The 12348-nt window shown below is 61.9% G+C and carries 8 protein-coding genes; all 8 read left to right on the top strand.

Features of this window, described 5'->3' with window-relative positions:
• The first annotated feature begins 14 nt into the window (after window positions 1–14).
• On the top strand, window positions 15–986 hold the full coding sequence (locus LRK53_RS10295; RefSeq protein WP_185754589.1) for a WD40/YVTN/BNR-like repeat-containing protein: 972 nt from the start codon (window positions 15–17) through the stop codon (window positions 984–986).
• Between the two features lie 11 nt (window positions 987–997).
• Window positions 998–3451, top strand: a complete 2454-nt coding sequence (locus LRK53_RS10300) for an efflux RND transporter permease subunit (RefSeq protein WP_051257511.1) — start codon at window positions 998–1000, stop codon at window positions 3449–3451.
• Window positions 3452–3521: 70 nt separating this feature from the next.
• Entirely contained in the window at window positions 3522–5558 is a 2037-nt protein-coding gene (locus LRK53_RS10305; RefSeq protein WP_037089195.1) for a DUF1302 family protein, read from the top strand.
• A gap of 46 nt (window positions 5559–5604) precedes the next feature.
• Entirely contained in the window at window positions 5605–6963 is a 1359-nt protein-coding gene (locus tag LRK53_RS10310) for a DUF1329 domain-containing protein (RefSeq protein WP_027491999.1), read from the top strand.
• Window positions 6964–7220: 257 nt separating this feature from the next.
• On the top strand, window positions 7221–7811 hold the full coding sequence (locus LRK53_RS10315; protein ID WP_027492000.1) for a 2-hydroxychromene-2-carboxylate isomerase: 591 nt from the start codon (window positions 7221–7223) through the stop codon (window positions 7809–7811).
• A gap of 617 nt (window positions 7812–8428) precedes the next feature.
• Complete coding sequence (locus tag LRK53_RS10320; RefSeq protein ID WP_185754590.1) at window positions 8429–9517, top strand: hypothetical protein; 1089 nt, start codon at window positions 8429–8431, stop codon at window positions 9515–9517.
• A 432-nt stretch (window positions 9518–9949) separates the two neighbouring features.
• Window positions 9950–10933, top strand: coding sequence for a phospholipase D family protein (locus tag LRK53_RS10325; protein ID WP_185754591.1), 984 nt, complete (start codon window positions 9950–9952; stop codon window positions 10931–10933).
• Window positions 10934–11412: 479 nt separating this feature from the next.
• On the top strand, window positions 11413–12321 hold the full coding sequence (locus LRK53_RS10330; protein ID WP_081666561.1) for a restriction endonuclease: 909 nt from the start codon (window positions 11413–11415) through the stop codon (window positions 12319–12321).
• Window positions 12322–12348 lie beyond the last annotated feature (27 nt).

Below are 12348 nucleotides of genomic sequence, written 5' to 3' on the forward strand. Positions count from 1 at the left end.
GAGGGCGGGGAAACATGCAACTCATCGAGATGAAACATCTGTGCGTGGCGGCACTGACGGCTCTGCTCGCCGTCACGCTGGCCGCGTGCACCAAGGCCGACCACGGCGATCCCGCGGTGGCCGCCGAGCGCGCCAAATCGATCCATCGCACCGACCAGTTCGATGCGGTGGCGGCGACCAAGGGCCGGCTGCTGGCCGGCACGCTCGGCGGCGTGCTGCTCGCCAGCCAGGACGAGGGCAAGAGCTGGACGCGCACCGAACTGCCGCAGCCGGCGTCGATCATCGGCATCAGCGCCTGTCCCGACGGCACACCGGTGGCGCTGGATTTCCACCGCCGGGTGTGGGTGGAGCAGGGCGGGCAATGGGTGGCACGTCCGATCGACACCAAGATGGATCCCGTCGCCATGACTTGCGATGGCACGAATCGGCTATGGGTCGTGGGCAGTCGCACCGGCATCGCTTCGAGCAAGGATCGGGGCAAGACCTGGGCGTCCACGGCGCTGGACAAGGACGCCATCCTGAGCAGCGTGCACTTCTCCGATCCGCAGCATGGCATCGCCGTCGGTGAGTTCGGCAGCGTGGCGGTGACGTCGGACGCCGGGGCGCACTGGGCACTGTCGGCACCGCTGCCGCCGGACTTCTATCCCTACGCGATGTATTTCCGCGATCGCGACCACGGCTGGGTCAGTGGCGTGGCGGGCGCGTTGTTCGGCACGTCCGACGGCGGCGCGACCTGGATCGCCGTCGACAACCCGGCGAAGGCGCCGATCTACGCCTTGAACGGGGCAAGCGACGCGGCCTGGGGTGTCGGCGCAGACGGCCGGGTGATCCGCTGGCTCGCCGGCGCCTGGACCGACGTCGACACCGGCGATGCGGGTACGGGTTCGGGCGAGCTGACCGCACTGACACTGCTCCCGTCCGGCGGGGTATTCGTCGCCGGCGGCGACAACCTGCATCGGCTCAGTCCGAACCACCAGGCCGATTGAGGGCGCCCATCATGAAAAAAATCCGTGACGCCATTACTGGAATCCTGATCCGCGGCGAGCAATGGCTGTTTGCCAATCCGAAAATCGTACTCGGCCTGATCCTGCTGGTGACGGCGGTGTTCGCCAGCTTCCTGCCGAAGCTGCGGATGTACACCGACTTCAACGACCTGCTGCCGCAAAGCAGCTCGTACATCCAGACCTACAACCGCATCAAGCAGAACTTCGGCGGCGCCAACCAGATGGTGATGGTGGTGCACGCCAGGGATGGCTCCATCTTCAATCCGCAGGCGCTGACGCTGATCTACAAGGCCACCCAGGGCGTGGACAGCCTGCCTCACGTCGACCACAACCAGGTTTCCAGCCTGACCCACCGCACGGTGCGCTCGACCCACCTGGCCAACGACGGCAGCATCGTCTCCACGCCGTATTACGACCCGCAGAACCCGGCCACCAGCACGGCGGCGATGCAGGCGCTCAAGGCGGACGTGGTGGAGAACCCGCAGGTCTACGGCCTGCTGGTCTCGCCCGATTTCAGCTCGGCGCTGATCCGTGCGCGATTGACCGAAGGGGAGATCGACTACCGCAGCTTCATCGACGCGCTGGTCAAGTTGCGCGCCGACCTGGCGACGCCGGGCTACGACATCCACACCACCGGCAACCCGGTGCTGATCGGCTACGTCTACACCTACCTTGACCAGATCATCGCGATCCTGTTCGGTACGCTGGCGCTGCTGGCGACGCTGCTGATCCTGTACTTCCGGCGCTTCTACGGCGTGCTGCTGCCGCTGGTCGGCATCAGCCTGTCGACGATCTGGGGCCTGGGTTTCATGGCGCTGTGCGGCTTCAACCTGGAGCCGCTGGCGATGCCGATCCCGTTCCTGATAGCGGCCCGGGCGACCTCGCACGGCGTGCAGCTGGTCGCGCGCTACTACGAGGAGTTCGAGCTGGTGCACGACGGCCGCAAGGCGGCGCGCAACGCGCTCGATGCGCTGTTCCGCCCCGGCTCACTGGCGATCATCGTCGATGCGCTGGGCATCGGCGTGCTGGTGCTGGCGACGGTGCCGTTCGACCACAAGCTGGGCCTGTCGGCCGGGTTCTGGGCGATGTCGGTGATCTTCACCGTGCACTTCATGGTGCCGCTGGCGCTGACGGTGCTGCCCGCACCGCGCAAGACGCAGAACAAGAACCATGCGATTCGCGCTGCGCTCGGCGCCTTCATGGCGCGCACCGGCGGCAACCAGCGCGGCGCCGTGACGATCCTCGGCGTGATGGTGCTGCTGTTCGTGGTGGGTGGCTACTACGCCGCACATGTGCAGATCGGCGACTCCGAACCCGGCTCGCCGCTGCTCAAACGCAACCACGACTACAACCTATCGACCAAGGCGATCAACACCGCGTTCCCCGGCTCGGAGGAACTGCACGTGCTGGTGCGCACGGACAAGCCGAACGGGCTCAAGCAGCCGCAGGCGATGCACGCGATCGAGTCGCTGCAGGCCGACATGATGCTCGACCCGGACACCGGCGGCACCAAGGCGTTGCCGCTGGTAGTGCGCCAGGTCAACCGGCTGACCCACTACAACGATCCGCGCTGGGCGCAGATCCCGCACGGCGCGCGCGAAGCAGGCGGCCTGATGTTCGCGTACATGGCATCGAGTCCGGTGCCCGGTGCGCTGAAGGAGTTCGTCAACCCGGCCGGCGACGAGGCCGACGTGGTGTTCTATTACAAGGACCATCGCGCGGTGACCATCGACCGCGCGATGGCGCAGGCGCGCCGCAGCATCGCCGCCATCGCGCCGGGTGTGGAAGGGCTGTCGATGGAACTGGCCGGCGGCATCATCGGCGTCACCGCGGCGGCCAACCAGGCGATCGACCGCGACAACGTGGTGATCATCCCGCTGGTCATGCTGATCGCCTTCCTGCTGGTCACCGCGTACTACCGCTCGCTGCACGCAGGCGTACTGATGGTGGTGCCGATGCTGTTCTCCACCGTGCTGACCTATGCCTACATGGGCTGGAAGGACATCGGCATCGACGTCAATGCGGTACCGGTGATTGCCGTCGGCGTCGGCGTGGGCATCGACTACGCGGTCTATTTCATGGACCGCATCCGCGAGGAAATGAGCCGCGTCCATGACCTGCGACGGGCGGTGATCGAGGCGTTCAGCACCACCGGCTACGCGGTGAGCTTCACCGCGGTGACGCTGGTGGCCGGCGTGGCCCTGTGGATATTCATGTCGGACCTGCGCTTCCAGTCCGATGCCGCGTTGTTGCTGTCGTTCATGCTCGTCCTCAATGCGCTGGCGGCGATGTTCATCGTGCCCGCCTGGTGCCTGGTGTTGCGCCCACACTTCGTCACGCACGCCAGCGCCAGCGATTGGGAGATCCACCAGCACGCCGACCAGGAAACGTGCGTCACGCGGGAGGCGCCCGGGGAGGCGCGGCTCGCGGAATCAAGAACCGCGTGAAGTCCACACCAACCTACATGAGGGGGAGGGGGTACCGATGAAGGTGAAATTGAAAGCCTTACAAAGCAGCATGATCCTTGCGATCGCCGGCGTGTCCTCGTTGTCGTTGCCGTGCCTTGTTCGTGCGCAGTCGTCTTCGACGGGCTGGATCGTGCACGGGTATTACGAGAACGAAACCCAGGTCCGCGGCCAGGACTACACCGGCAATACGGTGGGGTTGTCGAAAGAACGCAACACGTTCCAGCTCGCCCTGGACAAGAAATTGTCCGATCACTGGAAATTCCACGCCACCTTGCGCGGCACCTATGACGGTGTCTACCGCCTCAACGACAAGGAATACGGCGACAAGGCCGGCGGGCCGATCGTATTGCAGAATACAGCGTCGCCCGTCTTCGCCGGCATCCCCGGCAACCCGTTCCCGAACCTCTCGCAGGCATTCGTTCCGCATGGCGGCGGCATCAACCAGGCCGAGGCGACCGCGCTGGGGCTGCCACCCTCGAACGCCTTCGGGATCAATTCCACCAATCCCAATGCGCCCAACTACAACCCCAACCAGGGCATGCAGGTGCTGGGCCAGCGTTGGCACTCGACCACGCGCGGCGGCGTCGAGTTCGGCGTGCCGGTATGGCCCTGCAACGTGGATTCACGCGGCTGCGCCAACTTCGGCGGTTACGGCAACCTGAGCAGGCACGACCTGGAGCTGCCGGAGTTCAACAATCGCTTCGACTTCCTGCGCGAGATCTATGCCAGCGGCAACATCCCGCTCTCGCCGACGCAGTCGGTGTTCGTCAAGGTCGGTCGTCAGCAGGTGATCTGGGGGCGGACGGACCTGTTCCGCGTGCTCGACGTGATCAATCCGGTGGACTATTCGCGCAACAACATCTACGACGAGCTCGAGGATGCGCGCATTCCCATGTTTATCGCCACGGTCGAATACCGCATGGGCGCGTCGAAGTGGTTCCAGGAGTCCAACCTGCAATTGGTCTGGAACATGGAAAAATTCCGCCCCAACAACCTCGGCCAGTGCGGCACGCCCAACGCGATCCTCGATGCCGGTTGCTTCTTCCGCGGCATGAAGAACCTGTGGGACAACGGCGGCACCGTCTCCAACTTTGCCCCGGTGCCTCCCGGCACGCCGGGTATGTACGCGGCCACCGACTTCGGCCCGCACCAGATCGGCATCCGCGACGTGAAGATGCCCGCGTGGACGCTGAAGAACTCGCCGATCGGCCTGAAGTTCGAAGGCGTCTCGGCGGGCGGCACGCTGGGCTTTTCGCTGAACGCGCTGACCTACCGCTCGCAGCTGCCCAGCCTGCACTCGATCAACGGCGCAGCGACCAACGCCTTCACCGGCCAGCCCGGCAACACCGGGTCGCCCATCCCGGGCATACCGGTGCGGAGCCTGATTGCGTTCGACATGGTGTTCCCGCGGATCAATCTGATCGGCGGCTCGCTGGACTACCAGTGGGAGTGGGCCAAGTCGGCCGTGCGCTTCGAGGGCGCGTACACCACCGGCGAGGAGTTCTCCAACACGCTGCGGCCCAACCTGTACTCCCGCAACCCAGTGTTCCGTTCGGTGCTCGGCATCGACCGGCTGACCTTCATCCCCGGCATCAGCGGGCGCCAGGCCACGCTGATTTCCGCCCAGCTGTTCTTCCAGCACATCTTCGACTACCAGCGCGGCCAGAGTCCGCTCGGGCCGACCGGCATCCCCGACTGGAAGAACGACCTCACCTTCACCCTGCTGATCAAGCCAACTTACATGAATGGCCGCCTCAGTCCGCAGTTGCTGTTCGCGCATGACTGGAAGGCGAACGCCGGGACCATTTCCCCGTCGGTGAACTGGCTAGTCAACAACCACCTGAGCCTCACGGCGGGCGCGCTGCTGCACTACAACGACCTGAGCCGCTACAACTTCGACGATTGCCGCTCGTGCAATCCCTGGGCGCCGTTCACCACGTTCACCGGCGCAAACCCTCCGCAGGCATTCACCGACGGCTCCTACGGTCTGGGCGGCTTCGAACCGCTGGGGCGGTTCCGCGCCGGCCCGCTGGGCACGGCGGGCAAGGAAAACCAGCTCTTCGTGAAGCTGCGCGCCAGTTTCTGAGCGGCAGGCGGAACGCGTCAACACCACATTCTCCAGGAGAGGCGTCATGAACACCAAACCACTCGCATCCATGCTCGCCGCATTGCTGGCGCTGTCGTCGGTGGCGGCCATCGCCGCCGAGCAGGGTAGTGCTTACGTCGAGAACAACAGCCCGACCGGCGATCCGGTCGTGGATGCCTCGTTCAACCCCTACGCCAAGGGCATGCCGACCTTCCCGGGCTACACCCCGGGCGTGGTCATCGACAAGGACAACGTCGAAACCTACAAGGGCATGCTGGACCCGGCGATGTACACCTACGTCAAGAACGGCTGGTACAAGGTGCAAACCCGGCCGACCTTCTCGGAACTGCTGACCAAGAGCTTCCGTGACGCGACCAAGGCGAGCTACAAGAACGTCAAACTGGATCCCAAGACGCTGCAGCTCGAAGGCTACGTTTCCGGCCGGCCGTTTCCGCAAGAGCCTTCGCTGGACGACCCGCAGGCAGGCTTGAAGCTGGCCTGGAACTTCCTGCATGGGGTGAACTGGGGCGACAACGGCACGATCAACCCGTTCTACTGGCAATACCGGAACATGAAGACGGGGCAGGTGGAGCGCGTCATCGACTTTCAGTTCAACTTCCTCAACTACAAGCACCGGTTCGAGGATGCGCCGATTCCGGAAGTCACGCCCAACCCCTCCGAGCTGTACCGCGGCATCTACGTCAAGGTGCTGAGTCCGGACGACGTGCGCAATACGCAATTGCTGATCCAGCGCTACGATGACGACCGCAAGCAGGACGATGCCTATCTTTACCTGGGCTTCCAGCGGCGCGTGCGGCGGCTGCCTACCGGGCAGACCACCGACTCGTTCCTCGGTTCGGACCTGATGATCCAGGACTTCGAGGGCTACAACGACCGCGTGGCGGAGATGAAGTGGACCTACAAGGGCGCCAAGAACATCCTGATGCCGTTGTACTACCACAACGAGCTGAAGCTGTCGGACGAATTCCCGCAGCCGGACGGCTACAAGTTCGTCGCGTTCGGTGGCCAGGGCGGTTGCTTCCCGGAGATCACCTGGCAGCTGCGCAAGACCTACGAACTGGAAGCCGTGCCGGTCAACAACGGGTCGCCGGTCAGCAAACGCTTGTTCTATGTGGATGCGCAGACCGGTGCGCTATCGCGTACGCTGATCTACGACCGCAAGGGCAATCTGTGGAAGAGCTTCATCATCGGCAAGACCGACCCGGACTTCCACCTGCCGATCAACAAGCACTCGGGCATCCCGATCGACGACGCGTTCTCGATGGTCGACCTGGAGGCGATGCACTGCACCACTGGTCACTTCAAGGGCCAGATCTCGTACAAGCTGAATCCGCCCAGCCTGTTCCAGGTGCAGAACATGCGTGATTCGGGAGGCGGTGACTGAGATCATCCGGTAGAGGTGGAGGTCGCGTGCGACCTCCATCCTTTTCCGGACGGACGGTTCCGCTCGCTGACACACCGGCTGAGCGCGGCGGGAAGATTGCTGTCGACAGGTCGTTCTGCCCGGCGATAACTGCAACACCGCGCAGCAGGCCGGTCATTGATGATGTGATCGTGTGGGCGAAAGTCACCACAGCCTGATCCAAGTGTCCTGTCCGGAGCACCAATTGGCCGAGCGTTTGGCCATCATGGAGATGAACGATGCAAGCGGTTGATCTGCAGATTTTCTTCAACTTTCGCAGCCCCTATTGTTACCTGGCCTCCAAGCGCATGTTCGACTTACTGGACGAGTTCCATGTGAACCTCGTGTGGCTCCCGCTGGGCGGCTGGAGCGGCCGGTCGCCACCGGAGCGTGCCAAGTTCAAAGTGCCCCTTGCGCGGCAGGATGTCAGCCGCTTTGCCCGGCGGATGGGCATTCCCTACAACCCGCCGCCCAGGACCACGGACCCGACGCGCGCCGGCGCCGTTTCCCTGCTTGCACAGGAACAGGGGCGGTTGCGGCCCTACGTGATCGAGGTCATGCGCGCGGAATGGGCCGAAGGCCAGGACATCGGCGACCTGGATGTATTGCTGGCGGTGGCGGAACGTGTGGGCCTGGATCGAGGCGCCGCGACCGCCGCCGCCGACGATCCGGTTCGCTACGGGGTGCTGGAAGAAAACTGGAGGCGGGCGCAGGAGCACGGCATTTTCGGGGTTCCCACCTTCATGGTCGGCGAGGAAATCTACTGGGGGCAGGACCGCATCGATTTCGTACGCGAGCATCTGACTGAATTGCGCCTGGCCCGCCTCTGACACCTCAATCCCCTTATGCGTATCGTGGCAGTATTTCTAACCGCGTCACGGAGCGACAAGAAAGCACGAAATGAGCTTTGTCCCAGATTGGGAAATATGTTGCTGATGCTTCCCACGTGGTCCTCCAGGAGCCTTCACCGCCTTAGGGCCATTTGGCGCTTGAGGCGGACGGCTAAGCCGCCACGCAGCTCAAGCGTTAACCAGCCACTTCTGGCCGGGATCTGCCACTGGGGCAGGGCGATTAGGGCAAGTTATCGGGGGTAGGGTGGGCGTCTGTTTTCTGGTGACTTGGAAAAACGAGGACGCTTCAACATCACTTCCATTTCAGCGCCTTGCACTGGGCCTCCTGAAGGAGCTAAATCTGCTGTGCGAAGGGGCCGCGGTGCAATGCCGCGGCGTGACAAGCGTGGCACTGGCCTAGGAAGCGTTTGATGGGATGGGAATTCTCAGTCTGGTCATCCGATGATCCAGTTGGCATGGGATGCCAAGTGGCGCCCGCATTCGGCGCCAGGCGTCTGCTCAGTCGCCGTCCTCCTCCGCCTGTAACGGAACGCACGACGCAGTTTGACATCCACGCGAACCCCACGTCCGCTGTAGTCATGACGAAAGGAGGCCACATGAAACCCAAATGCGTTGTAATTGCCATCGCTGTGGCACTGCTCACGGGCTGCGCTGCATCGCCCCCGGTCACGTACAAATACCACCTGACGAACTGGGAGACGACCATCACCGTAACCCAAACGCTCGGCTGTTCCACCGCTGGAGATTATCTAGTCAGCCTCAGCGATCCAGCCGTCGAGACGAAGTATTTTGCAGACATGAATTCAGCGGACGATGTAGCGATCGACTTGCAAAACATCAACTCCAAAGTGGCCGACTCCAATTTCAAGATTGACTACATGAGTGACGGTCGCCTGCAGGGCATCAACAGCACCACAACTGGGCAGGGTGGCGCGATCTTCAAGGCGGCTATTACCGCCGCGGCAACATTGTCGCAAATTCCCTTTGGGCTGACCTACAACCCTTCGCCAAGCGTAATCAAAGGAGCGCCTGCTCCCGCAACACAACCGAAAGGTCAATTAGCCATCTGCAAGAAGGTGACAAATCTTGGGAACGGCAAACCGATCTCGATCATCTACAAGTACGTTCTCAATGCCGACAAACTCGGCGCTCACGGCCTAATTACGCTTGAGGCAGACGCCGAATCCATGTCCCTCTACAAAGAGGTCATCACCGCGGGAGCGATTCCTTCTTTCACACTAAGCCTGAGCGATACGAAGTCAGATGATGCCGGTGGAAGCTGGGATCCCACCCCTGAGCAAAAGAAGCGGAGTCCTCAAACCCTGAAGGTTCAGGACATGGGCATTGTCACATTGACAATTGCAGAGCTTGGCGGAGACAAAAAAGAACCTGACAAAACGGCTACCGTCCTGATTCCAAAACACGACACGCACGACTTACCGATTCCCAAGGCGAGACTTTTTGGTAGCCAGACCTTTACCGTCGCCATGGACGATTCGGGCCGGGTCAAATCGAGCGGATACCAGCACACAACCGGAGTTGCCGACGTCGTCGACGCAATACGGGAGGCCGCCGACACCCAGACACCAGAAAGCAAAGCGGCAGTGCTCAAGGCACAATCGGATCTCATTGTCCAACAGCACCGCAGGGTCATTTGTATAACTGATCCGACGAATTGCAAGTAGCGCAGGGGATCCGGGGCCGCCACCGCGTTTGGAAGCTTTCAGGCGCGGTGCGTGGAACCGGGGGGCGGTCGCCTCGTGAAGTCGCCAACGCTCTGGGGGCTCGTGGACCGCTTACGATATACACCGACTAGCAAGCCATTACCGAGGACTGGTTCGCCCCGCTTTCGTAGGCGATTCGCCTGTGTTATCGGGGGTAACCGAGGCAGCCCACGACCCCAAGCGGACGGCGGAACCGGGTGGGCCGAAGCCTTCTTGAAATTGCTAGTGCCAACAGGGGCAAGTTTGTGTGCACTCTCCGCGCTGCGCGTCGCAGCGCTCGATACGCGGCGACCAGGGAGGGTCAAATTGCGGCTTTGGCCCACGGACAGTCACATCTGCGTGCGCGGAATCTCCAGAGAGTACGATCGCAGCCTTCACACATACAGGATCGTCATGAGTAGGGTAGTTGCGCTGACTGATGGGCCAACAATACGCGAGTGCGTTGCAAAGGTGCTGAAGGGCTCCTCTCCGGCATACATCGCCTCGCCATACTGGACGAAAGGAACCCTTGCTGCACTTGGTTTCGGTACCGGCCTGCTCAATGGCAAGTTGGCCGTGCTGTGTGACCTCCGTTCGGGTGCGTGCGACCCAGCGGCCATACGGGACATGCTCAAGCGAGGTGCTTCGGTCGTATCGATTGATCGTCTACACGCCAAGGTATATATCGGCGACGGTGGCGTTGTTGTTGGATCTGCGAACGCTACGGCGGCCGGACTTTGGCATGGATCGAGCGCAGATGCTGGAAATCATGAGGCGGCAATGTGGGCGGCGTCCGCCGATGCTGCGCTTCCGTGGTTGGAGTGGTGGCGCGAGTTGGCTGCGGAGGGTGTCGATCTGTCTAACAAGCAGATCGCAAACCTGCTCCTGGATATCGCCGATCAGGAGGTAGCAGTGGCAAAGCCGCCTGCGTCCAGTCTGCTCAATGCGTTGATCGACGGCACATACAAGGATGGCGCCATACCACTGCATGTGACCATCGATTGGCTCGATGCCGATGATGAGGTCGTAGAGAAGGCGGCGAACCTCTCTAAAGAGCTGCACAGCACCATCGGCTACTGGCAGCGTTGGCCGACGATGCCGAAACGGGCCAATGTCATCTCGTTCATCCTCGAAGAGGACGGTAGTACCTGGCTCGAGGATGTCTGGAGAACACCGGATAATCCACGGTTTGCGATGGATCCGGTGACCGAGGCAATCTATGTCAGCAAGGTGGAACTGATCGACGGCCGGTACAAACTAATCCAACCACGTCGGTGGTCCCGCGCCGCCCGCATGTGCGTCGAGGATCCCATGTACCGGCACCACTTCCGGGGAGGCGGTACCGGCGTGTGTCTGCCCATTGATGAGTTCGTACCCTACCTCAAGCAGGCAGGGTGAAGCTCGCCTAGGGCGCCTAAAACATCGCGTGCTCGGCAAAAACTCTACTCGAGAAGGACTTCTGCTGCTTGGGCCGTTCTACGTACTGTTCAACTTCTTCGATCCACCAGCAGCTTTCGTTGCGAATGAACTGGCCCGAATGCGGGATCGGCGCTAGAGCCCTTCCTTCCTGTTTGTGGATTTTCAGCCCGAGCCTTTTGTGCGCGAGCGAAAGGAGGAAAGCGCGGGCTCAGGCGGATTAACTGTATCAGGAGCGCGAGAATCGACCCCGGAAGATCGCGGGCTTGTCAGTGGAGGAGGATGCCTCATTAGTCTGCCAACGCCGGCACCGGTGACTTGTTGAAGCGTGCACTGGAGGAATCCGGTTTCATGAGGACTTACCTCGCTGAGCTGGCCAAGGGCAAGGAAGCTCAGGTCGTTGACTGGCCTCTCATCGCGACCAGCGCGTATCCTTTGGATGAGATTCTAAGGAAGACACCATGGCGCTGACCTTGAGCGAACGTGCCGCTGTTGCGGTACTGGCCAAACACCTCTACAGCTACCTCCCAGCCAGTGGAAACATCAACACGTCATTTCCTTTGGCCGCTCAGCGTACTGAGGTGTTTGAGGGTTGGCCGGAAGGCCGCAGTAAGGAACCAAGCATCGTGGCCTTGCTGACTTGGATAATTGAGCAGCGGCGTGGTCAGTTCTGTTCGTTCATCCAAGAAGTCGTGGCCCAGTCGATGACATGGCGTGGTCGGGCCGGACCAATGACCCGCCAAGAGGTGGAGGAGTTAAATCGGCTTCTCCTGGGTCTAAAGTTCAAGATTTCAGAGCTTCATGACGCGGCGTTCCTTAGCTCACTTGCAACCGATCCCGTCGCGGGAAGGACACCTGCTGTGCCGAGCGCGCCAGAAGCTTTGGCGGTAGCGCGATTTGCGGAACTTGAAGCGGAACTGATGGCACTGTCGGCTCTGGCACCGCAGCCCCGTGGATATGCCTTCGAGAAGTTTCTGGCCAATCTTTTCGATGCGTTCTCGCTTGCAGCACGGGGTGGCTTTCGGAACACCGGCGAGCAGATCGATGGGAGTTTCGTTCTGCACCACGACACCTATCTACTTGAGGCGAAGTGGCAGAGCGCACCCGTGGATGCCGCTACGTTGCGTGCGTTCGCCGGTAAGGTGGGCGATAAGGCAACTTGGAGCAGGGGCTTGTTCGTCAGCGAGAGTGGGTTTTCGGTAGATGGCTTGGAGGCATTCGGCCGTGGCCAGCCGGTGGTGTGCATAGATGGATTGGATCTATACGAGACGCTCAGCCGTCGTCTCAGCTTGGTCGATGTCCTAGCGAAGAAGGTGCGGCGGGCAGCTGAGACCGGGAACCCCTTCATCCGGGTGCGCGACTTGTTCTAGCGTCGCCGCGTCACCTTTGCCGATAGA

Source organism: Rhodanobacter thiooxydans (assembly GCF_021545845.1).
Taxonomy (GTDB): Bacteria; Pseudomonadota; Gammaproteobacteria; order Xanthomonadales; family Rhodanobacteraceae; genus Rhodanobacter.